Genomic DNA, 22,603 nt, shown 5'->3' with positions numbered 1-22,603 from the left:
CTACTCTCCCAAGTATTTGTCTGCGCCCGACTCCGCCATTCGTTGGCGGATGGAATCGATAGGGATACCCTGGTTGAAGCGGGGATGGGCGTAATGGGGATCTCCGTAGTGATGCAGGGCGATCAGATTCCAATCCAGGTCAAAGACTGGTGATCCACTTGAGCCCCCTTCGGTATTCGTCGCATAACGAATCCGAGTTCTGTTGGCATTGACCCAGAGCGGGGGATTGGCTGTTTGATCCACGGAGTTTGTGTCGATGCCCAGCTTCATGGGCCAGCCATTGGGATGCTGAGCAATGATCACACCCATCGGCGATTTGAAAATGATCGGGTTGGGCGAAACTTCGATCCAGCCTCGCTGAGGCGCGCCTGGACCCGGATTTGCCGCCCAGGGCATTGTTCCGAACGGCTGTGCAAGTTTGACCAAGGCATAGTCCAACTCATCGGTGGTCGGCAAGGTCTGGTCGGGCTTGCCGACAGCCTCGCCGGCGGAAAATGGGCTCGAATCAAGGGACCATTCGGTTGGATGTAGCTTGACGGGAGTGCGCAAGCGATCGCCGTTGGCCAAGATTTTGAAATCAAAGACACACTCCACGTCCGCGACTCTGCCCGGTTCTTGGAGCAGAGGCTGCATCACGTGATAGTTGGTCAAAACAGCTTGCGGGCCTACCAAGAAACCGGTTCCCGCAGCAGCCCCACGAAAGGCGATTTGGCAAACTCGTCCTTCCACGGCCATCATCCGTTCTCGCCAGAGCCCGAAGTCGGCGAAAGTAAGATGGTCGCGAACGGTTCGTTCCAGCCCGACTTGCGTGGCATCGGTAGGGCTATCGAGCACGGTCGCTCCCGCCCGCTCAACGTAAACCGGAATCGCCATCCCGTATTTCTGATAGACCGCCTGGAGCTTTGGGTTGCGCGGTCTTGCCAGAGCTGTCGCGCGAACCAATTCGACTTCGCGGCCTTCGCGCTCAGACCATTCGAGCAACTCGAATACTTTGGTAGAAAAATTCCCTGCACCCACGATATTGGCAAAACGCAAATCCATCAGATCACGAAGGACGATTTTGAGTTCGTCTTCATCGTATCCCTGAACGATTGCCTCACGAATTGCCTTGAAATCGGCGCCGAACATCACTTCCAAAAACTCCTGAGAAACACACGTAGCCGGGGCGTGCAATTGTGCGGTGAATAGGAGGCCCCATTCACTCAGGTGGTAAAGATAGCCCTTCACGACCAGTAAGATCAAGCAAAAATTGCTAGCAGTATTAGAAGCTCAAAGGTTTAGCGGCCTGGCGGTGACAGGATTTGTCACAATCGTGCGCTGTTTAATAAATTAATATCATCTTGCGCAGCACCTTGCATTTATTTACTGCGGTTTTGGATCGTAATGATTCATTGTGTACTGCGATTCTGGCACCTACGCGGCGCGGACGACTTATTGAAGCAGCTTGCCGCTTTATTCAGCTTCTACAGCAAGCCTCGCAGCGAGATCCACCAGCCGCACGTACTCCGAGCTGCGAAATCAACGGGGGTGCTTTTTGCGCAGCGAGCGAGTGTAATGAACGCTGGCTTCAATCTCATTTCGCTGGTGCCGACGATGGACATGATCAATTTTGGTGGACTCGCCAAGAACGCGCTCGAGGAAGCGCTGCGTGAGCGAGGGCATGCCAACGTGCTCATCGCCGGCCGAACTGGCGTCGGCAAGAGCACGCTGATCAACAGCGTTTTTCAGGGCAATCTGGCTACCACGGGCCAAGGCAGACCCGTTACTCAGGACACGCGGGAGATCACCAAAGAAGGCATTCCGCTGTCGATTTTTGATACACGTGGTTTGGAGTTGGCGGACTTCTCGAGCACCAAGTCGCTCAAGGCATTTCTTGTCGAACGCCACCGAGATCGCGATGAGAAAAAGCAGATTCACGTCGCCTGGATCTGCATCGTCGAAGATCTGCGCCGCGTCGAGCAAGCAGAGACGGACCTGGCGTCGATGCTCGCCGAGTTCATGCCGGTGATTGCTGTTATCACCAAGGCACGGGCAGATCAAGGCTTTCGCGCCGAGGTGCAGCGATTGCTGCCCGCGGCCAAAAACGTCGTTCGCACTCGCTCCATCGCGGCGCAATTTGACGACGGCCACACGTTGGCGCCGATGGGACTCGTGGAGCTCGTTCAACTCACCATGGAATTGTTTCCCGAGGGGCAAAAGCGGGCGTTTGTCGCCGCTCAAAAAGCCGACCTGGCGCTTAAGCGGCAGCGCTCTCATCTGATCGTGGCCACCACGGCCTCTTCGGCGGCCGGAGTCGGCGCCATGCCCGTACCGTTTGCCGATGCGGCCATGCTCGTGCCCGTGCAAATCGCCATGGTAGCCGGCATCACGGCGACCTACGGCCTAGCGTTTTCGGATGGCTTTCTCAGCACGTTGGTGGCCAGCATGGTGGGTGGCACGGCAGCCACGCTCACCGGCCGCGCGATTGTCGGTGGTTTACTGAAGCTGATTCCGGGCGTAGGGTCGGTGGTCGGCGGAGCCATCTCAGCAACGACTGCTGCCGCAGTCACCAGCGCCTTCGGCGAAGCCTACATCGCCGCGCTCGATGCACTCTTCGCCAAACACCTAGGCGAACCGCCGACGCAGCAAGAGGTTTTGGAAGAACTCCGCAAGCGTTTGGGAGGCAAATCGACCGCTGCTCAGTGATGCCTGCTACCGATACTGCCGGGCAAACCGCCACGATTCCCAAGCCGGGATCAACACAAAGACGAGCGGCAGAAAGGCGAGTGCCAGCGCAAGGCTCGGGTTAGCTTGGAGTGGCAGAAAGAACGAGACGATTCCGCTGGAAATGGTCGGGATTGACCAGATGATCAGCCGTTTCCCGCCGTATCGATTGATGGCAAACCACGCTTCGTCTGATTGAAAAGATTCGGGAAAACGAACCCCGTAAAACGCATTCCGCGGCACCCGTTTGTAAACGAGCGGAATGGCGAGGCCGATGCACAACAGCCCCGCGAGCGACCAACTCGCGCCGACGATAATCGCGACTGGGTCCATTAGTTTTTTCTCGACGGCAGTCTTGCTTGCCACTCGCGCCGTAGCAGCGCAAACACAAACTCGCTCCCCCACGCTCCCTTGTACCAAACGTTCTCAATGAAGTGCGCCTCCTGCCGAAAACCCAGACGCCGAAACAGGCCCGCTGCGGCTTGATTCTCAGCGTCCGTCACTGCATGAGCGCGATGCTTGCCCAAGACACCGAAGACGTATTGCAGCACGCTCGCGATTGCCTCGGCTGCCAGGCCTTGGCCTTGGTAACGGGGCGACAGCGTGATCCCCAGTTCAACTTGCTGGCCATCGCCAGCGAGAAAGTGAATCCCGCAGTCTCCAACGACGGCCTGCTCATCCGCTTGGCTCGTCAGTAGCAGCTGGATCCAAGTGCCAGGCGTATCTGGCGTGATGATTTGCTGATCGGCTACCAGTCGCGCAGCATCATCGAGCGTATACGAGCCCCACGACTGATAACGAGCGACCTCCGGCAGCGATCGGTACGCGTAGATTGCCTGCGCATCGTCGGGTTTTAGCCGACGCAGACGCAACCGGGGCGACATCAATTCAAGCATCACTTTCATCAGCCTCTCGTTGGAACAGACACTATAGCCGCCAGAAACAAAAAACGCGCTGAGCCGCAACTTCTCGATTCGAGTAAGCGTCTACAATTCGAGAACTAGTGAAACAGGAGTGACATGTCTACGTTGATCCCGCCTGCGGCGAATTCTGATCTCGGTTGGCAGATTGAACATACCTATGCGCAGCTGCCGGCAACTCTCTTTGCCGCGAGTCGGCCAGTGCCGGTAAGAGACCCGCACGTTTCCATTTTGAACCACCGGCTTGCCGAACGCCTCGGGCTCAACTTGGCTGGGGCCACACCAGAAACGCTGGCGACACTCTTCGCAGGCAACCAGTTGCCCAGCAACTTCCAGCCGATTGCGCAGGCCTACGCCGGCCATCAGTTCGGCGGCTTCACGATGCTCGGCGACGGCCGGGCCATTTTACTCTGCGAACATCGCACGCCGGCCGGTGACTTGGTTGACATTCAACTGAAAGGCGCCGGACGAACGAAGTTCTCGCGCGGCGGTGACGGACGAGCAGCGCTCGGGCCGATGCTGCGCGAATATGTGATCAGCGAAGCCATGGTCGCGCTCGGAATTCCCACCACGCAGAGCCTGGCGGTCGTCACCACCGGTGAGCCAGTCTACCGCCAATTGGTTCGCAAAGGCGCGATTCTGGTTCGCGTTGCCGCGAGTCACATTCGAGTCGGAACTTTTCAATACGTGGCCGCGACGCGGGACCAGGCGAGCCTGCAACTCTTGGCCGACTACGCGATCCAGCGGCATTACCCCGAGATTGCAAACACTCCCGACAAGTACCGAGAGTTTTTGCGAGCCGTGATCGATCGCCAGGCCTCCCTCATCGCCAAATGGCAAGCCGTCGGTTTTATCCACGGCGTGATGAACACCGACAACATGGCCATCTCGGGCGAGACGATTGACTACGGCCCGTGTGCCTTCATGAACTCCTACGATCCGGGCACGGTCTTTAGCTCGATCGATCATGCGGGCCGTTACGCCTACGGCAATCAACCCCAGATCGCCATCTGGAACCTAGCCCGCTTTGCCGAAACACTCTTGCCGCTGTTCGCTACAGACTCCGATCAGGCCATCGCCATTGCGACAGAAATCCTGCGCGAGTCTCCGGCCGTTTTCGAGCGCCACTGGCTCGCTGCCATGCGACGCAAATTGGGCCTGCAGACGCAGGAGGCAGATGACCTAGAACTCTTGCAATCGCTACTCGACTGGATGCAACAAACCGGCGCTGACTACACCAACACCTGGCGCGATCTTTCGATGGGCGTCATGCCCACCGGCGAAAATTACTCCGAGCCCGCTTTTGCAGAGTTGTATGCGCAATGGCAGGAACGCTTGAGTCGTGAAACCGAACCACGCGCCGCAATCTATGCGGCAATGCAGAGCGTCAATCCGGCTTACATTCCTCGCAATCACCGAGTCGAGGAGGCGCTGACTGCCGCCGAGGAATCAGACGATTTGTTGCCACTACAACGATTGCTGGAAGTGCTGCAACACCCGTTTGATGAAGTGGCCGCGTCCGCGCCGTATCGAGAACCGCCGCCAGAGAGCGAATGTAATTATCAAACCTTCTGTGGCACATGAGATTTGGAGTGGCTCTGGTGACACACAGTGACGCTGCCTCTTCCGCGGGAATCGTGATATTTCCTGCATTTATTTAGTAGTGGCTTGGCCGCTATTGGCATGGCAGAATAGTCCCCGGCCTGCCGGCTGTCTGCTTTTCTCTCATGCCCCTCATCCTCCATGCCATTTCCCACCCCTCGCTTGCCAGCGCGACCGCGCTTTCGTCGTCTTTTCTTAGAGTCGCTTGAAGATCGACAACTTCTCGCCGCCGACTGGCGCAATCCCGTCGATTCGTTGGATATTAATAATGATCGGATGGTCACGGCTTTTGATGCGATCGCCATCATCAACGAATTGAATCAAAACGGCGTCCATGCGCTGCCGCTGTCGAAGCCAGCCGACTCGCCCTATTTGGATCTCAACGGCAACGGCACAGTTTCGGCATTCGATGTAATTCCGGTGATCAACCTGCTCAATACCGCGCAGGCTTATCCGACCTCGCAGCTGATCGAGAAGTCGGGTGCGTTGCTGCAGGAATACTCAATCACGATTACTACAGGGGGAGTTACAGCGGGGAACCGATTGTATCAATTCAAGGTGGAGCCGCACTTTGATCTCAGCGATCAATTCTCCGCCACGGAGGATGTATTTCTGGCTTACCTGATCGATCCACGCACTGGCGAAACGCTGATTAATTCCGGAACGCGTGGCGGCGCGCTATTTTCCTTGGCGGGAACCGAGGCGGAGTTGCATTCCGGTCTGGTGCAGTGGGATGGAACTTTCTTGACGTTGGATCTGTCGCAGTTCAACGCAACCGACACTCTGGAACTCCGATTTCAATTGTTAAACCCAGACAGCGACAGCGGCACGCGGGTCACGGTAATTCCATGGAGCAACAAGCTCGATGTGACCGGTGTGCCACTAGCGCCTGGGCCCGATCGTCCACAGCCGCTAACGCCGGGTACGGAGATCAATACGAGTTCGCTGATCGTCCTTCCCGATCTGAATGTTGAACTGGCCAACATCTCCTACCAGGCAGCTACCGGGCGGTTCTCGGCGGAAGCACGTGTGGTGAACAAGTCGACGTCGACCTTGAATCCGGCAAGCATCTCATTTCCACGCCTTGCGGGAGTCACCTCTACGAACGCCTCTGGTACCGCAGGAGGCGAAGTGTATTGGAGTTTTGCCGGCGTGCCGACGAGCGGTCAGTTAGCACCACAAGAGACCAGTCCGTGGCTCAAGATCGAGTTCGAATTGCCGGCAGATCAGCCATTGGATTTATTTGCTGTGGCGCGCGGTACCGTCACCACAGACATGGCCAAGTTCGGCATTTTCAGCGGCACGCTGACCGACACTAGTGAGCAGTACTTCGCGAAATTTGCTGCGCAGGCCAACGAAGATTTTCTTGTGGTGCCGATACGGGTTCCTACTCCGGCGCCGACGATTCGCCTCGTCAACAAGTTTGACGTCGTCATTGCCGGTACGCCGACCAGTTTGGCCGGTCCTTTTTATCCGATCGATTCGCCGCTGTCTGGAGAATATCAACTGCAGCTGACGGCGAAGGGTCCGGGCGATTTTGCCTTTGCAGTGCATAACCTGGAAACTGTCGAGTTGCTGCAACCTGGCGACCGACGCTGGGGAGTGTTTGATTATCAATTGGGCCCGCAGGTCTACGCGATCGAAGGCTTGGCCGGCAGTCGAATCGTTATCGACAATTTGCTGCCGCCCGGCGAACGAACTGGGACATGGCAGCTGATGAGTGCAGACAGCACGACGATCGGCTTTGCGAATCTAGTCGCGGGGGACTACGAACTAACGCTGCCTGTCGGCGGTCGGTATTACTTGATCCATTCTCCGCCAGATAACAGTACGGCAATAACCAATTATGATTTCGCCGTTCGCACGCCTGACGTTGTCGCTCACGCACTGACGCTGGGTTCGACGCTGACAGTCACGATGAACACTTTTGCCGAGCGACACGAGTATTCGTTCACCGGTGCACGCAATCAGCAGATCATCATCGATTCGTTGTTGCAGAACGGCGAAGAGATCACCTTGATGAATCCATTGGGCGAGGTGCTGCCGGTTCCTCAAGAGCAACCGATCGTGCTCGATCAGGCCGGCGCTTGGAAACTGGTTGTGAAAGGGGCCGCGCCCGGCACCATTAGCTTCCGCGTGCTAGATGCCGAAAACCTGCCTGTGTTGACGAATGGAATGTTGCTCAATGGCACGGTCTCTGCGGCAGAACCCGACTTTTTTCGCATTCCGATGGTCGCTGGCCAACGGTTGAAACTCACGCCGGGCAATGCCGATGTTTTCGTGGTCGATGTGACAGGGGCGTCAGGCCAGTTATTGTCGCCGACCGCCCCATTAAGCTACGGATTGGCGGAAACCGGCAACGGACTACTGCGGATCAGCAGAAATGCCGCTACCCCGGAGACTCATCTCTATAGTTACACGGTTGGTTTGTCGCTGGCAGGCAGCGTAACGGCGAGCGGTTTCGACTTGGAGTACGTAGGATCACTGGGCTTTCGCCAGTCGACCAGCATTCCGTTCACGGCATCGGCAGGGACGCCCATCTTTGTCGATTGGCTAATCGATCCAATGGCCTCGACCACGGTTGAAGTGCAATTGCGCGAACCGAATGGACAGTTAACTTCGTTGACCAGGTCGCCCAATACCAAAGATTCGAACATCATTACTCTGACGCAGTCCGGCAATCACCAGATCGTACTCACCAACCCCGGTTCCGCCGGCGGCTATGCGATTCGGATTGTCGACCTCTCAACGGTTCCGCTGCTTTCCCCCGAAGATACGATCAGCGGCACGCTCACTGGGTTTCGCACCTTGGCTCGCCGTGTAGATGCGGAGATCGGCGATCGCCTACAGATCGATTCACTACGCGAAACGTACCAAGAACCCGATGCCACGGTGCGGGTCTACCGAGAACAAGCAGTCGACTTTCCTTACACGACCGATGACGACCGCTGGATCATGGAGTTCACTTCTTCGCAGCAACATTACATCCTGATCGAACAACTCACGAGCGCATCTACGCCGCTGACGATAAAAACAGAGCTGATGCAGCATGCGGAAATCTTTCCCTTTGGCACGACCGCCTCAGTAACCTTGAATGCGAAAGAGGGCAAACTTTTCCGGTTTCCAGCCCAAGCTGGACAGAAGTTTTTCGTCGATTATGTTTCGGCATTCCCCTACAACTCCGTCCAAGTTGGATTTGGTGAAGGAGTACCTGTCAATTACTCTGGTCCCAACACCCCGCTGGTTCTTAACATCCGCAAGACAGGCGAACAGTACCTCTATTTCAAGAATATAAGCAGCTCAACGAAAACCTTTAGCTTCGTCGCCACGCCGCTGAATTCGACATCGCCAGCCACACCGCTGGTCTTTGATTTGCCGCAAACCGTCACGCTGGCCAGTGAGGGTGAACACAAGATCTTCAGTTTCTCCGCCGAAGAAGGGCAGCTGTTGTACTTTGACGGAATGGATCCGCTAGGAAATGAAGCGCGGTTTCGCATCATCGATCAGACGACTGGCGAAATGAGCGACTTCAGACCAGCCATTAGTTCGTTGACCACCGGTAAAAAATTCATGTACGCAGTGCCGCGAACCGGCAGCTATGCGTTGATTCTGTCCGATAATGTCGGCACATTTCATTTCCGCGTGGTCGATGTCCGTAATGCGCCCCTTGTGCAACTCGACACCAACTTTACGGGCAGCATTGCCGGCGACCGCCAGGCCGCCATCTGGCGGTTCGAGGCCGGCGAGTCTCAAAAACTGTTTATCGACAGCAACGCGACAGCGGCGATGCGCTTTGAAAGTCGGCTACAGGTTTATCGCCCCAACGGCCAGAACGGCGGCTTCACGATCGCGACTGTCGACAACGACTTTAGCGCCTCGGCGGGTGACGCTGGCGTGCATTACCTCGTCGCTGAAGGTGGGGCGACTGCCTTTAACTACGACCTTCGCATTCGCACTCCCGATGTCAACACTCTACCCATCGCGATTGGTTCTTTGGCGTCGGGGCGAATCGAAGACCAAACTGAGCTTGATGAATACACCTTCACCGGTGCGCGCGGTCAACGGATTCAACTCGACCCGGTAAATAGCACCGTGACCATCACGCTCATCAAACCTGACGATACGACCTTGGCCATCGCGGGAGATTACAGCTACCTGTTGCCGGAAACAGGAACATATCGCGTGCGGGTGACATCGTCATCGCCTGTCTCGTACCAGTTCTATCTGCTTGATCCCAGTGCTCAGACCCAGCTGCCGCTCGGTACTCTTGTCACTGGCAACACGACGGCCGTCGACGCACGCTTCTTCCACTTGGCGGCAACAGCAGGTCAGCGATTCAATTTCGACTCGCAATCCTTGAGCGGCGCTACCTCCAACGCGCGCTGGCTACTTTACGGTCCACAAGGGACAAAGGTATTTGACGTTGCCTTTGCCACTGGCGATCAAACCGTCACCCTGACGGAGACCGGCGACTATCTGCTCGCGTTGCGCGCCCCAGCGGGCGTAATCAATTACAGTTTTCAAGTAAACTCGATTGTTCAAACGCCGGTGATCAGCAGCGGCCTGGATCAAACGTACAACGGCACGATTCCAGAGAACCTGGCGGCGAATGTCGAATTTACTGCCAATGCAGGACAGCAGGTTTATCTGGATCTACTCGAACGTTCGACGTTCCCTGGTTCAACTCGGTTGTATGGCCCCGGTAATGTTGTCGTCACATCGAGCATTAATCAGGACGGCTGGTTGTCGTTGCCGTTTAGCGGGAACTATCGCCTCGAACTAAGGGGCGGACTTTCCGCTACGCCTTATTCATTTCGGCTGATCAATGCGGAAAATCTCCCGCCGATCACCGTCGGTGCGCCGTTCACCGTCACGCTCGATCAGTCATACGAAACGCTCATCTGGCCCTTGGATGTCACCGTCGGCGATCAACGGTTGTATGCAACGCCTAGCTTTATCGGCAACCTCTCCCTGCGAATGCCCGATGGCACGTCGTCTATTTCCGGAGGGACCAATGCACCGCAGGTTACCACCTTCACGCAAACGGGCCGACATTACTTGGCGCTGAAGGGATCAGCACTGAGTGCTCCGCTAACCACATCTGCCTTGATATCCGACCCAGCGCTGGCGACTCCCATTCAGCTGGATACTCTCGTCAGCGGCAAGCTGTCGCCTTCGCCGGGATATAATCTCTTCAATATTGATCTGGACGCCGACGAGCGAGTCTATGTCGAGACAACTGCCCTGTTATCGCCGAACGCCGGCCGTTGGCTGTTGCTCGATCCGACTCATCCCAATGGCCCGGTCGGCTCGTCGAATAACCTAAGCCTTCCCTTTGCCTACACCGCACCAAAAGCCGGCAAGTATTTGCTGATGATCTGGGGCGTGGGAAGTTACGAGCTTGAATACACGCTCCGCATTAAGCAAATAGCCCTGACGAAGGTTGTCGGAAATCTCTTCGACCATGGTTTTGGCATTTAGCCAATGTGGGAAAGCGTTTCACAGTCTACGGTTGCGTCGTTTGTAATTGAGCCTGTGCCGCCCACTACTTTCCGCTGCATTCTGTGCGGTGGAAAGTGCGCGACCCTGAATCAGGCTGCGAAGTGCTGATTTCAGAATGACTAAAAAGCGACTCCTTGTGGGTCGCTTTTTTTATTAGCTGTTGCTTCCGGACCTCGATCTCATCCTTTACGGTATTGCTGAGCAATGCCGGCAATCTAAGGTTTCTTCAGCAACGAGAAGCGCTCGAGCCCGGCAGAGTCCCAGCCGCGGATGTTGCACTTCGGCAATTGCTGCTGCAGCCTTTCGGCCGCCCCCTTAGTAACATGCGGCCCTACCCAAAGCTCCTTCAGTCCGCGCAACGACTTGAGCTTTGCAATCCCCTCATCTGTAACCTGAGTTCCGTCCACTCTCAACCACTCGACTTTAACAGCTTTCTCTAGGTGCGTGATGCCCGCGTCGGTAATCGTGGTGTGATCCAACTCCAATCGCTTGAGTCGAGGTAGACGGCTGATCATCTCAATCCCGTAATCGCTAACTCGAGTTCGATTCAATTGTAATTCACGCAAATGAGTCAGGCCGGCGAGGTGCCGCACGCCGTCATCCGAAACGGCACCTTGGAAGAGTCGCAACGCTTCCAATTGGCTCAGATGAGAGATGTGAGCGAGCTCATTGTCACCGATCACATTCCCTGGATAGATATCGAGGCTTTTCAACGTGCGGAGATCGGCGAGCTTTCCCCAGCCGCCCGAAGAAATGCTCGTATGGTACAGTTGCAGACGTTCCAGATGCTGCAGCTCGCTGACAGCGTCGAGCGCTTCATCGTCAATTCCTCGCCCGCAAAGTTCAAGCGCCGATAGCCGTTCCAGCGGTCGCAAGTCGCGCAGCCCGCGGGCAGTGACCTTCGTATTCTCGAACCCAAGTCGGAACAGCTCCTTATGGCGGACAATTTCGGCCAGGCTCCCGTCGCCAAACGACGCCCCGCCGATGTGCAGCACTTGCAACCGCGGGAACGCGGCTAAGGACGCAAGATCATCGGGAGTAGAAGGGTAGGACCCCCGACGCCCCACGAGGCAAACGGTATCCACCTCGGCAAACGCATCGTCTCCCAACAACATCCGCAGAACTTTGGGGCCTGGTGGAGACCACTTCGCGGAATCCCATCCGCTGGCAACCTGGTAGTCATATCCGACTCCGGCACCACGCGATTGAAGCTGGGTTACCACACGCCGCTGCTGGACCCGATGCCGCACTTTGCCGATCCAGGCCAGGACCATGCCAAAAAGAATCGCGACGATCAAAAACGAACGCAGGCTGAACTGCAGATAGCTTAAGCGCCACTTCATCTTGGATCCTTGGCCGCGCGGTGGGTTGGCAGGTAGACCTCTCGTCGAAGTATACTTGACTAGCAACTGCGATTGGCAAAGTTTCGCTGGATAGCGGTGGCGAATTAAACACGAACAGTGCGTGCTGAATCGACCCAAGTTATCAATGGAGGAGTTCCGATGATGCGCACACTCGCGATCGCACTAGTGCTTGCTATCTGGGGCGTTTCTCATTGCGAGGCAAGAACGTTCCACAGCTATGCCTTCTCGAAACAATACGATGTTTCGGTGACGACTGAGGCTTTGGAAAGGTCTCCGCAATGGAAAACCGGGAATGAAAACCCGCCGCTGAGTGCTATGAAGGCGATTGCATTGGCAGCTGGCCTGAAAGAGTCGCTTGTAAAAGACGACGAAGATTCCAAATGGTATCTCATGTCGGCTAACCTTACACCGGCGGCGGTGGAGGGCAAATGGTTTTGGCTGGTCGAGTATGAAGCCGTGTTTCAAAAGGGGGGCTCAAGCGGTCCTCGGGATAACCTGCGGCTTGTGGTGCTCATGGACGGCACGGTGATCAAGCCAGTCGTGAAGGATTATCCAGCTAAACCTCCTGGCGTTAAGGAGACTGCGCAGCCATGAGGAAAGGTACGCAGCTTACCTCAATTCCGCCTAAAATATGCCCCATGAAGACGCCCTATTCCGCCAGTTCAGATTGCTATGGGGAACGTGCCTCGGCGAGAAGTTCGGAAACTCGTAAGTACCGTCAAGCGGCCCACCGACAAACTTGATCATGTAGTTCATTCCGCTTTCTCCAAAATGCCCAGCCATTGCAACACCTGCTGAATCATATTCGACGATGGCGGGCAGGCCGATGAATGCGATAGAGATAGGAATCGACCACCACTTGCTGAGATACCATTTCTCAAGCTCTGCCGGGTAACTCCCAGCTGGTGGCGACGAAGCACTACCTCCAAATCACCGAGGTCACTACCAGCGAGGAGCCAAGGGTGACGCAAAATCCGGCGCACGAGTGACGCAAAATGAAGTGCAGCAGCACGGTGAAGGTGGATGCACTGAACTGAAGAACAAAAAAAGCGACCCACAAGGAGTCGCTTTTTAATCATTCTGAAATCAGCGCTTCGCAGCCTGATTCAGGGTCGCGCGCTTTCTACAGCACAGAGTGCAGTAGAAAACAGAGTGGGCGGCACAGGATTCGAACCTGCGACCCCCACGGTGTGAGCATGGTGCTCTAACCAACTGAGCTAGCCGCCCGAAGAGGTACGTCTAATCTACAACATGATTTGGCGCGCGACTAGGGGCGGGCAAATTGCGTGGCGATGTCGAGCGAATCCAACCGTCCTGGCCCCTATGCTCTGGCCCCTGGCCCCTGTTACCTTGGGAAATCCTTCAGGTTTTTGCACTCAGAAACACTCTTCTTGCGCAGGGAAGGTCGATGGCCACGCCGCGTGTATTGATTTTGCGGGCTCCGGGAAGCAATTGCGATCAGGAAACCGCTTTTGCGTTTCAAACGGCCGGCGCGCGGCCAGAAGTTTTTCATCTGAATCGTCTGCTGGAAAAACCATCGCTCGCCGCCGATTTTCAGATCCTGGGCATTCCGGGTGGCTTTAGCTACGGCGACGATCTTTCGGCTGGTCGCATTTTTGGCAATCAAATTCGGCATCACCTGCGCGACACGCTGCAGGAATTTCGCGCGGCGGGGAAGTTGATTCTTGGAATCTGCAACGGCTTTCAGATTCTGATCAAATCGGGCATTCTCCTCCCCGATCGGGCCGATGAGCCGCAAGCCACGCTCACGCTCAACGACAGCGGCAAATTTGAAGACCGCTGGGTTTCGCTCCGCACGGCCAGCAGCAAAGGTGTTTTTCTGCAAGGCATCGAATCGATGTACCTGCCGATCGCGCACGCCGAAGGGAAGTTCATCGCCCGCGATGCGGCCACGCTCTCTCAGCTCGAAACGAACGGCCAACTCGCGCTGCGTTACGATCTGCCGCAGGACGGCAGTGCGGCGAATGTCGCCTTGGCCAGCAACGGTTTGCTTCCTTATCCGTTGAACCCCAACGGTGCGCAATTGAATGTCGCCGGTCTGTGCGACGATACTGGTCGCGTCTTCGGCCTCATGCCGCATCCCGAACGGCACATCGATCCGACACATCATCCCCGCTGGACGCGCGAACAGCGTGAACGCGGCGATGGCTTGGCGGTGTTTGAAAACGCCGTTCGTTATTTTGCGTAAACTGTCGCGCGCCGCGGAATAGTTATTCCGCATGCTCCGGCAGTGTTCTGTCAAATTGTGGCAGCAGTACTCTTTTTGCTGCCTGGCGAAGCCGTGCCAATTACCGCGAAAATGACAAATCCCCCCGTGTTTGCCGGCGTGCTGCCTATTTGCATCGTAAATATGTAAGTGCAACCCGCACAACATTCGAACTTATTGGGGGCAGTAAGTATGTCGATTGCAACGGTTGACGCGCCGACGCGCGCGCCATCAGGCAATGAGACGGAAGGGACGATGCAACTCGTCAGCTTCCGCCTGGCCGACGAAGAGTATGGCATTGAGATCAAGAAGGTCCGCGAGATCATCCTGGTTGGTGAAATCACCCGGATGCCGCAGACGCCGATCTATGTCAAAGGTCTGATAAATCTTCGCAGCACGGTGATTCCAATCATCGATCTCAAGCTGCGTTTTGGTCTGCCGGAAACCGAGCCGACCGACGAAACTCGCATCATGGTGGCCAACGTTGGTGGCAAAACCATCGGCGTCATCGTCGATGCAGTCAGCGAAGTCCTGCGAATTTCGCAGGAACAAATCGCTCCGCCGCCACCGACAGTGGCTGGGCTGGGCCGCGAGTATCTCGTGGGCCTGGCCAAGCTCAAGGATCGGCTGCTGATCCTGCTCGATATCGAAAAGATCGTGCTCGAAGACATCAATCGCGAGCCGGCGGCGCGCTAGCGTTGCCGAGATCCTTCAACTCCCGCCTTTGCTTCCCGCCTGTTGCTGCGCACTCGCAGTACCCCTGCGTATTCGCGGCAAAAATCTGCGTCTTCGCAGCCAGAAATCTGCGTACTCGCAGCAACAAAACTGCGCGCTTGGATGAGCGCGTGTCGATTCCCCTGCGCTTTTATCCAACCTTTCGCACTACCGCACGCACACTTCCTTCCAGTTACGAGGCCCTGCACATGACTGCCAATTCCAAGAAACCTGCCGCCAAAAAGACCGCTACCAAAACCACCAAAACTGCGGCTGCCGACAACTCGGCGCTGCTGTTCGACTCGCAAGCCCAGCTCGCCGCCATCGGCGCTGCCTTTGCCGTGATCGAGTTTCAGCCTGATGGCACGATCATTACGGCCAACGAAAACTTTTTGAACACCGTGGGCTACACGCTGGCCGAAATCCAAGGCCAGCATCACCAGAAGTTTGTCGACGCGGAATATGCACGCAGCCCCGAATATCGCAACTTTTGGACTCGCCTCGGCCGTGGCGAATCGCAGAGTGGTGAGTTCCAACGCTTCGGCAAGGGTGGCAAGGAAATCTGGATTCAAGCTCGTTACAGCGCGCTGATCGACGCGAACGGCGAAACGTACAAAGTGATCAAGTACGCCAGCGACATCACCGAAGACATGCGTCGCCGCGAGCAAGCCCTCGATTATGAAAATCAAATCGCCGCCATCAGCTCGGCTCAAGCCGTCATCGAGTTCGAAATCGATGGCACGATCATCACGGCCAACGAAAACTTCCTGAAGACAGTCGGTTACAACCTGAGCGAAATCCGCGGCAAGCATCACCGCATGTTCGTCGACGAACAATACAGCCGGACCGGCGAATATCGCGAATTCTGGAACAAGCTCGGCCGCGGCGAATCGCAAGAAGGCGAATTCCAACGCTTCGGCAAGGGCGGCGCCGAAGTCTGGATTCAAGCGCGCTACAGCTCGCTGCTCAACAAGAGCGGTAAGACGTACAAGGTCATCAAGTACGCTTCGAATATTACCGATGCGGTTCGCGCTCGCGCCGCCGCACTCGAGAATCAACGCCGCGAACGGGAACAGCAAGAAGACCTGCGTAACAAGGTCGATCAACTCCTCGGCGTCGTTCAAGCCGCCGCTGCCGGCGATCTGACTCGCGAAGTGACCGTCACCGGTGACGACGCCATCGGCGAACTCGCCAATGGTTTGCGTCGCATGCTCGCCGATCTGCGTGATGTGATCTCGCAAGTCGTCGAAGGCTCGGCCCAATTCACCGAAGGCTCGCGGGTCGTTTCAGAGAGTGCTCAGACGCTCGCTCAAGGTGCTCAAACGCAGAGCGCCTCGGTCGAACAGATGAGTGCTTCGATCGAAGAACTCACCCGCAGCATCGAAGCCGTCAAAGAAAACGCCGGCGCTGCCAATAAAGTTGCCAAAGAAACCAGCAGCCTGGCCGAAGAAGGTGGCGCTGCCGTGAAGAAGTCGATCGATGCCATGGCCCGCATCAAGACTTCGTCGAGCCAGATCAGCGAAATCATTCAAGTGATTTCGGAGATCGCCAGCCAAACGAATCTGCTCGCCCTGAACGCTGCCATCGAAGCGGCTCGAGCTGGCGAACATGGCCTTGGCTTTGCGGTGGTGGCCGATGAAGTTCGCAAGCTGGCCGAACGCTCGAGCGAAGCGGCCAAGGAAATTTCGAAGCTGATCAAGGAATCGACGCAACGCGTTGAAGAAGGTGCTCAGCTCAGCGAGCAAACCGGCGGCTCGTTGACCAAGATCATTCAAGGTGTCGAGGGAACGGCCAAGCGGATCGGCGAGATCGCTGATGCGACGGTCGAACAGGCCCAGAACGCCAACGAAGTGTCGAACGCCATTCAGCAAGTCTCGCGAGTGACCGAGCAATCGGCCGCTGGCAGCGAAGAAATGGCTTCGAGCAGCGAACAGCTGGGCGCTCAAGCGGCTGCCCTGCGCGACCTGGTGGGCCGGTTCCAAGTGGAAGCGACCGAACAACGGTCGTATAGCAAGCCTCAAGTCGAATTGGCCCGCGGTCGCTCGACCGGTTCGGTTCAACGGCCCGTTACGCAACGTGCCTAAGGCCGTCTGCCACTAACTCCGCGGGCAATTTGGCCCGCGGATCTTCCCGCCTCCTCCATCCCACCCGCCTGTCATGACCACCGCCGCATTAACTCAGCAAGTCACCGATGCTCAGCTCAGCCGTTACGCTGATCTGATCTATGAACGGACCGGCATTCGCATTTCCGCTCAGAAAAAGACGCTGCTGTCGAACCGCTTGCGGCGGCGACTGAAGGCGACCGGCATCACGTGCTTTGATCGATATTTCGATCATCTGCGCAAGCTGTCTGCCGATCACGCCGAGTGGGATGCGTTTCTGCAAGAGATTACCACCCACGAAACGTATTTGTTTCGTGACGCGAATCAGTGGGATTGGTTCAGCAATACCTATCTCACCGAGATTCAAAACGCGGTGCGTCGCGGCCAGCGCGCGAAGACCCTGCGAGTGTGGTCGGCTGCGTGCAGCACGGGTGACGAAGCACACACCATTGCCTGTTGCATCGCCGACAAGATTTCGAACTATCGCGAATGGAAGATCGATATCGTCGGCACCGACATTGGTGTCGATGCGGTCGATCAAGCCAAGCGTGCCCACTTTGGTGTGCGTGCGATGCGTTTGGTTCCCGACAACTGCCGCACGCGATTTTTCAAACAAGCGGGCGATGGTTGGGATGCTCAACCGGTGCTCACGCAGTGGACTTCGTTCAAACAACACAACCTGCTGCAACCGCTGCGGGCCGCGCTCTTCGACGTGATCTTCGTCAAGAACGTGCTGATTTATTTTGACGCTGACTCGAAGCAGCCGGTGATGCGCAACGTCGAGGCCGCGCTCAAGCCTGGCGGCATGCTGGTGACCGGCCCTGCCGAAGGTGTCGCGGATTTAACTCGCGGTTTCGAACGGCTGCAGTCGTGGCTGCATCGCAAGCCCGAGCTGCGCACCACCCAAGGTCTCGCTCAAGGAACTGCCTAATGTCGAACAACCTGGGTTTGGACGACGATTTCATGGCGACGATGCTCAGCGACTTCCTCGATGAGTCGCAGGGATATCTCACGCGCCTGAACGAAAATCTCCTCACGCTCGACGAACTGGCTCGCGCGCTGGGCGACGATGTGCAGTTGCAGCCCGATGCTGAACTGCTCAACGAAATGTTTCGCGACGCCCATAGCCTGAAGGGGCTGTCGGCGATGCTGCAGCTGACCGACATCAACAGCTTGACGCACAAAGTCGAAAACGTCTTCGACGCCGCCCGCCATGGCAACCTGACCATTTCGCGGCCGGTGATCGATGTGATGTTTCAAGCGTTCGATCGTTTGACCGGCATGGTCGATCGACTGAAAGATCAAGACGCGCCGGAAGTCGCCTGCCTGGAAGAAGTCGCCGCCATTCAGCAACTGCTGGCCGGCGCCGGAATCTCGAGCGGTGCGCCGGCGAAAGTCAGCGACGCGCCAATCAGTATTCCTGCTGCTCCACCGGTTGTGAAACCCGTCATCGATGTGCCCGTCGATAGCTTCGGCGATGTCGTCGATGAAACCGACGTGCCAGCGAAGTACCTCTCGATTTTCATCGGCGAAACCGAAGAAACACTCGACGCCCTCGCCGAACTCCTCGTCAACGGCGTGGAAGCCGACGTCGATGCGTTGCTGGTGTTCTGCCATCGCATCAAAGGCTCGGCTGCTTCGATCGGATTGCATCGCACGGCAAAACTTGCGCACGCGATGGAAGATCTGCTACAGGTGCTGCGTGAAGAGCGCCGCTCGATCACGCCGGAACTCTCCGATGCACTGCTGATTGCCGTCGATTCGCTGCGGGCCTTTGTCGTCGTCCTGCAAGCCGGCCAGCGCAGTCCAGACTCGTACGACGAGGCGTATCCGAAGCTCCGCGCTGCTCGCCACATGGCGTTTGCCGCGATGGAAGCCAAGCCGCTGCCACCGCCACCTCCGCCAGCGATCATTCAAGTTGCCAGCTTTACGGATGCAGAGCGCGCTCAGATCATCGCGGCCGCTCCGCTCGAACAACGCGTGATCGGCGGCGTGGTGATGCTCGAGGCGGGGTTGCAACTCGCCGAGCTGAAAGCTCAAGTTATTTTCGATCGCCTCGGCTGCTTGGGCGAGCTGTTCTTCCGCGAACCTTCGGAAAAGCAACTCGATACCGCCGTCGATCTGCAGCGGCTCGTGTTCGCAGTCGCGACCGAGATTTCCGAGAAGTCGATCCGCCGCGAGATCGATCTCGAAGGCATTCGTAGCATCGAGCTCGAACATATCGTCCACGCAATGTGTACATCGCCGGCCGAGACAACACCGAGTGTTGCTGCCAAGCCAGAACGCTGCGAAGCGGTTGCCGAACATGCTTCTGGCGATCACGACGAAGCCGAAGTGAAGAGCGAAGGGGTCAAAGACAACGGCCGCAACAAGGCCGATGCTGCCGCGAGCAAAGACAAACCCGCCGAAACGATTCGTGTCGATATCGAACGCCTCGATCAGCTGATGAACCTCGCCGGGCAGCTGGTGATCAACAAAGCCCGCTTCGCGCAGCTGGGCGATCAGCTGAAAAGTCTGTCGACGCGCAAGCAATCGGTCTATTCGCTCGCCAATGTCGGCACGCTGCTGGAAAATATCCTCAGCGAGGCCGACCAGGCCAGTGGCGCCGGTGCCGAAACCCCGTTCATGAAAATCGTTCGCCGGCACGTGCAGCAGATTCGCGGCGACCTCGAAGTCGTTCGCACCGATCTCGAACAACTCTGCCAGGCCCGCACGATGGTCAACGGCGTTTCCGAAGCCGTGCATCAGCTCGACCGCATTGCCGATGGCATTCAAAAGAGCGTGATGGACACCCGCATGGTGCCGATCGGCCCGCTGTTTGGGCGGTTCAAACGCGTGATTCGCGACATCACCCGCAGCAACGGCAAAGACATTCAGCTCGTAATTCGCGGCGAAAAGACCGAACTCGACAAGCGTATGGTCGATGAACTCGGCGATCCGCTAATCCACATGGTGCGCAACTCGGCGGACCACGGCATCGAGTCTCCCGCGCAACGCATCGCGGCCGGTAAACCAGCGCAAGGCACCGTTACGCTCGACGCTTTTCACCGCGGCAACCGCGTGGTGATTCAGGTGCGCGACGACGGCGCCGGTCTCGATCCGCAAAAGATTCGCGCCAAAGCGGTTTCGAAAGGTCTGATCAGCGCGCTCGATGCCGAACGGCTGACGACGCAGCAGACCTATCAACTCATTTGGGCACCGGGCTTCAGCACCGCGGAAAAGGTCACGGAGATCTCCGGCCGCGGCATGGGCATGGACATCGTCCGTTCCAAGATTGAATCGCTGAACGGCGTAGTCGAGCTCGACAGCCAGTTCGGCGTCGGCACGACAATCACCATCAAGCTGCCGCTCACGATGGCCATCCTGCCGAGCCTGCTTACCGTGATTTCGGGCGACGTCTTTGCCGTGCCGGTCGAGTCGGTCGTTGAGATCGTCCGCGTGAGCGAGAAGTCGCTGACGACGGTGCATGGTCTGAGCACTGCTCGCGTTCGCGGCCGCGTGATCTCGGTCGTTGAGCTCAACAATCTGTTGCAATGGGCCGACGGCTCGTTGCGAACCGCGACATCCACCAACGGCGAACGCACACTCGTCATCGTCGGCACCGACGGTCACGAGATGGGGCTCGCCGTGGACGGATTACTCGGTGAAGAAGACATCGTCATCAAATCGCTCGCCGAGAATTACCGCAATGTGCCCGGTTTGGCCGGGGCCAGCATCCTCGGCAACGGCAGAGTGTCCTTGATTTTGGATGTGTCGTCGCTCATCAGCCTGGCCGGTCGCAAGACCGCAGCAAATGAACTCGAACCCGCTTAGCTTCAGCAGAAAGAATAAACGTGAACGCCACCGCACCTTTTGATCCCGCTTTGCTCGGAGACTTTTTCTCCGCGGCGACGCAGCACGCCTCGCTGGCCATGTCGCAATGGACCAATGGCCGCGTCTCGCTCTCGCTCGATGAATTGCGCGAAGCGCCGCTCGAAGAAGTCTCGGCCGAACTCGACATGGGCGACGACCTGCTCACCATGGTCGTCCTCGGCGTGCAGGGCGACGGCGTGCAAGGAGGAATGGGCGGCCAACTCATTCTCGCCTTTGACGACGAGAACGGTCGCACTCTCGCTGCGAGCTTGCTTGGCCGTGAAGTCGTCGCCAATGCCGGATGGTCGGAACTCGATCAGTCGGCCGTCATGGAAACCGGCAACATTCTAGCCTCGGCTTATCTCAACGAACTGACGCGTTTGACGCGCCGCAAGTTGATTCCCTCGGCGCCGTTCTTCGTGCAGGACTTTGGCGCCAGCGTGCTCGCTCAAGTGCTGGCCGGGCAATCGCTGGCTGGCGATCGAGCCTTGATCTGCCGCACAAGGTTTGAATTCGACCAGCGGCAGGTCAATTGGAGTTTGTTCTTTGTTCCCAGCGAGGAATTGCTGCAAACCTTGCTCACCGCCGTGCAAACTTCCGCAGCGAACGCCTGAAATCCTGCGAACGCCTGAACTTCACGAACGAAAAGTAACTCACATGACTTGTTCCGCACCTGAGCGCAGAGCCGAAGCGAATGTCGGCATGGCCCAGATCGCCCTGGTCGCCCAGGGAGAGATCGCTCGCGCCGTGCTCGGCTCGTGCATCGGCCTCGTGCTGTTTCACGAACTGCGCAAAACAGCCGTCGTCGCGCACATCGTGTTGCCGCAAGGTCAGGATCGCCCTGGCCCGGCTGGCAAATTTGCCGATACCGCGCTGCCAGAAATGCTCGCCATCCTCGCCGAAAACGGCATCCCGCGCACCGGCCTCGTGGCCAAGGTGGCCGGCGGAGCCAACATGTTCGGCAGTTCGGGACCGCTGCAAATCGGCAAAGAAAATCACGCCATTGTCATTCAACTGCTGAAGAATCTGCGCATTCCCATCATGGCCGAACATGTGGGGGGCAAGGTCGGTCGGCGGATCACGTTCGATTCGGCGACCGGCGACTTGCAAGTCGACATGGCCGGTTCGCCGAGCGTAGTGCTGTAAACGATTCAACGAACATTCAACGGACCCATTTGTTACCTGCCCAAGTGGTTGATGGACGGAAGTAGAGAGATTGCTGTCATGACAAAACGACTGTTGGTAATCGACGACGCCATGATCATCCGCGAGATGATCAAAGACGCTGCCCGCGAGGACGGCTGGGAAATCGTGGGTCACGCCACGAACGGCCAGGAGGGAATCGAGCAATTCGAAAAACTCCAACCCGACGCGGTGACGCTCGATCTGGTGATGCCCGAGTTCGACGGCATGCATGGTCTCCGCGGCATCAAGCAATTGAACCGCGATGCGCAAGTGCTGATCGTCAGCGCGCTCGATCAAGCCGAGATTCTGAAAGAAGCGCTCCGCGCGGGCGCAGCCGATTTCATCGCCAAGCCGTTCAACAAGGGACGACTGCTGGCCGCACTGCAAAAGATCGCGGCTCGCACGGCCAAGCGCGAACCGCAATTGGTATAG

16 protein-coding genes and 1 tRNA gene are annotated in these 22,603 nt (G+C 57.2%); 12 read left to right on the top strand and 5 right to left on the bottom strand.

All coding sequences use genetic code 11. From position 1 onward, the window contains the following. On the bottom strand, nucleotides 1-1,242 hold the full coding sequence (locus M9Q49_RS17795) for a trypsin-like peptidase domain-containing protein (RefSeq protein ID WP_254510171.1): 1,242 nt from the start codon (nucleotides 1,240-1,242) through the stop codon (nucleotides 1-3). Nucleotides 1,243-1,554: 312 nt separating this feature from the next. On the opposite strand from M9Q49_RS17795, the gene M9Q49_RS17790 reads away from it, so the two are divergent. Continuing rightward, a complete protein-coding gene (locus M9Q49_RS17790; protein ID WP_254510170.1) occupies nucleotides 1,555-2,685 on the top strand; it encodes a YcjF family protein in 1,131 nt (376 codons plus the stop codon). Nucleotides 2,686-2,691: 6 nt separating this feature from the next. On the opposite strand, the gene M9Q49_RS17785 is transcribed toward M9Q49_RS17790, so the two are convergent. Both M9Q49_RS17785 and M9Q49_RS17780 read right to left on the bottom strand, forming a co-directional pair. Further along, nucleotides 2,692-3,036 carry an SdpI family protein gene (locus M9Q49_RS17785; protein ID WP_254510169.1) on the bottom strand — a complete coding sequence of 115 codons (345 nt, stop codon included), beginning with the start codon at nucleotides 3,034-3,036 and terminating at the stop codon, nucleotides 2,692-2,694. Next, nucleotides 3,036-3,608, bottom strand: a complete 573-nt coding sequence (locus M9Q49_RS17780) for a GNAT family N-acetyltransferase (protein ID WP_254510168.1) — start codon at nucleotides 3,606-3,608, stop codon at nucleotides 3,036-3,038. Before M9Q49_RS17780 ends, M9Q49_RS17785 begins: the two co-directional genes overlap by 1 nt. Before the next feature lie 114 nt (nucleotides 3,609-3,722). On the opposite strand from M9Q49_RS17780, the gene M9Q49_RS17775 reads away from it, so the two are divergent. Beyond that, nucleotides 3,723-5,207 carry a protein adenylyltransferase SelO gene (locus tag M9Q49_RS17775; RefSeq protein WP_254510166.1) on the top strand — a complete coding sequence of 495 codons (1,485 nt, stop codon included), beginning with the start codon at nucleotides 3,723-3,725 and terminating at the stop codon, nucleotides 5,205-5,207. 159 nt (nucleotides 5,208-5,366) lie between these two features. Further along, entirely contained in the window at nucleotides 5,367-10,706 is a 5,340-nt protein-coding gene (locus M9Q49_RS17770) for a dockerin type I domain-containing protein (RefSeq protein WP_254510165.1), read from the top strand. A 236-nt stretch (nucleotides 10,707-10,942) separates the two neighbouring features. On the opposite strand, the gene M9Q49_RS17765 is transcribed toward M9Q49_RS17770, so the two are convergent. After that, nucleotides 10,943-12,070 (bottom strand): leucine-rich repeat domain-containing protein, encoded by a 1,128-nt coding sequence (locus M9Q49_RS17765; protein ID WP_254510164.1) that lies wholly within the window; start codon nucleotides 12,068-12,070, stop codon nucleotides 10,943-10,945. Between the two features lie 159 nt (nucleotides 12,071-12,229). Between M9Q49_RS17765 and M9Q49_RS17760 the strand changes: the two genes are divergently transcribed. Continuing rightward, nucleotides 12,230-12,685: a hypothetical protein gene (locus M9Q49_RS17760; RefSeq protein WP_254510163.1), complete on the top strand. Its 456-nt coding sequence runs from the start codon at nucleotides 12,230-12,232 to the stop codon at nucleotides 12,683-12,685. Between the two features lie 559 nt (nucleotides 12,686-13,244). On the opposite strand, the gene M9Q49_RS17755 is transcribed toward M9Q49_RS17760, so the two are convergent. Further along, nucleotides 13,245-13,318: transfer RNA gene (locus M9Q49_RS17755), tRNA-Val, on the bottom strand. Between the two features lie 181 nt (nucleotides 13,319-13,499). On the opposite strand from M9Q49_RS17755, the gene M9Q49_RS17750 reads away from it, so the two are divergent. The 8 genes from M9Q49_RS17750 (at nucleotide 13,500) to M9Q49_RS17715 (ending at nucleotide 22,603) form a co-directional block, all read left to right on the top strand. Continuing rightward, on the top strand, nucleotides 13,500-14,300 hold the full coding sequence (locus tag M9Q49_RS17750; RefSeq protein ID WP_254510162.1) for a phosphoribosylformylglycinamidine synthase subunit PurQ: 801 nt from the start codon (nucleotides 13,500-13,502) through the stop codon (nucleotides 14,298-14,300). Nucleotides 14,301-14,510: 210 nt separating this feature from the next. Further along, nucleotides 14,511-15,014: a chemotaxis protein CheW gene (locus M9Q49_RS17745; RefSeq protein WP_254510161.1), complete on the top strand. Its 504-nt coding sequence runs from the start codon at nucleotides 14,511-14,513 to the stop codon at nucleotides 15,012-15,014. Nucleotides 15,015-15,241: 227 nt separating this feature from the next. Continuing rightward, entirely contained in the window at nucleotides 15,242-17,116 is a 1,875-nt protein-coding gene (locus M9Q49_RS17740; RefSeq protein ID WP_254510160.1) for a methyl-accepting chemotaxis protein, read from the top strand. 73 nt (nucleotides 17,117-17,189) lie between these two features. Then, nucleotides 17,190-18,065 carry a CheR family methyltransferase gene (locus tag M9Q49_RS17735; protein ID WP_254510159.1) on the top strand — a complete coding sequence of 292 codons (876 nt, stop codon included), beginning with the start codon at nucleotides 17,190-17,192 and terminating at the stop codon, nucleotides 18,063-18,065. Further along, on the top strand, nucleotides 18,065-20,947 hold the full coding sequence (locus tag M9Q49_RS17730; protein ID WP_254510157.1) for a chemotaxis protein CheA: 2,883 nt from the start codon (nucleotides 18,065-18,067) through the stop codon (nucleotides 20,945-20,947). Before M9Q49_RS17735 ends, M9Q49_RS17730 begins: the two co-directional genes overlap by 1 nt. 20 nt (nucleotides 20,948-20,967) lie before the next feature. Next, nucleotides 20,968-21,600 (top strand): chemotaxis protein CheC, encoded by a 633-nt coding sequence (locus M9Q49_RS17725; RefSeq protein WP_254510156.1) that lies wholly within the window; start codon nucleotides 20,968-20,970, stop codon nucleotides 21,598-21,600. A gap of 43 nt (nucleotides 21,601-21,643) precedes the next feature. Beyond that, nucleotides 21,644-22,132: a chemotaxis protein CheD gene (locus M9Q49_RS17720; protein WP_254510154.1), complete on the top strand. Its 489-nt coding sequence runs from the start codon at nucleotides 21,644-21,646 to the stop codon at nucleotides 22,130-22,132. Between the two features lie 78 nt (nucleotides 22,133-22,210). Continuing rightward, the gene (locus tag M9Q49_RS17715) at nucleotides 22,211-22,603 is read left to right on the top strand and encodes a response regulator (protein ID WP_254510153.1); all 393 of its coding nucleotides are present in this window, start codon (nucleotides 22,211-22,213) and stop codon (nucleotides 22,601-22,603) included.

Origin of the sequence: Anatilimnocola floriformis, from assembly GCF_024256385.1 — a bacterium.
GTDB classification, from domain to species: Bacteria; Planctomycetota; Planctomycetia; order Pirellulales; family Pirellulaceae; genus Anatilimnocola; species Anatilimnocola floriformis.
This window is presented reverse-complemented; position numbering and strand designations above follow the sequence as displayed.

Bases quoted from the DNA above. Each gene is read 5' to 3' on its own strand.
- M9Q49_RS17735 (WP_254510159.1), top strand. From the start codon at position 17,190: ATGACCACCGCCGCATTAACTCAGCAAGTCACCGATGCTCAGCTCAGC.
- M9Q49_RS17760 (WP_254510163.1), top strand. From the start codon at position 12,230: ATGATGCGCACACTCGCGATCGCACTAGTGCTTGCTATCTGGGGCGTT.
- M9Q49_RS17730 (WP_254510157.1), top strand. From the start codon at position 18,065: ATGTCGAACAACCTGGGTTTGGACGACGATTTCATGGCGACGATGCTC.
- M9Q49_RS17715 (WP_254510153.1), top strand. From the start codon at position 22,211: ATGACAAAACGACTGTTGGTAATCGACGACGCCATGATCATCCGCGAG.
- M9Q49_RS17720 (WP_254510154.1), top strand. From the start codon at position 21,644: ATGACTTGTTCCGCACCTGAGCGCAGAGCCGAAGCGAATGTCGGCATG.
- M9Q49_RS17745 (WP_254510161.1), top strand. From the start codon at position 14,511: ATGTCGATTGCAACGGTTGACGCGCCGACGCGCGCGCCATCAGGCAAT.
- M9Q49_RS17790 (WP_254510170.1), top strand. From the start codon at position 1,555: ATGAACGCTGGCTTCAATCTCATTTCGCTGGTGCCGACGATGGACATG.
- M9Q49_RS17750 (WP_254510162.1), top strand. From the start codon at position 13,500: ATGGCCACGCCGCGTGTATTGATTTTGCGGGCTCCGGGAAGCAATTGC.
- M9Q49_RS17775 (WP_254510166.1), top strand. From the start codon at position 3,723: ATGTCTACGTTGATCCCGCCTGCGGCGAATTCTGATCTCGGTTGGCAG.
- M9Q49_RS17740 (WP_254510160.1), top strand. From the start codon at position 15,242: ATGACTGCCAATTCCAAGAAACCTGCCGCCAAAAAGACCGCTACCAAA.
- M9Q49_RS17765 (WP_254510164.1), bottom strand. From the start codon at position 12,070: ATGAAGTGGCGCTTAAGCTATCTGCAGTTCAGCCTGCGTTCGTTTTTG.
- M9Q49_RS17780 (WP_254510168.1), bottom strand. From the start codon at position 3,608: ATGAAAGTGATGCTTGAATTGATGTCGCCCCGGTTGCGTCTGCGTCGG.
- M9Q49_RS17785 (WP_254510169.1), bottom strand. From the start codon at position 3,036: ATGGACCCAGTCGCGATTATCGTCGGCGCGAGTTGGTCGCTCGCGGGG.
- M9Q49_RS17770 (WP_254510165.1), top strand. From the start codon at position 5,367: ATGCCATTTCCCACCCCTCGCTTGCCAGCGCGACCGCGCTTTCGTCGT.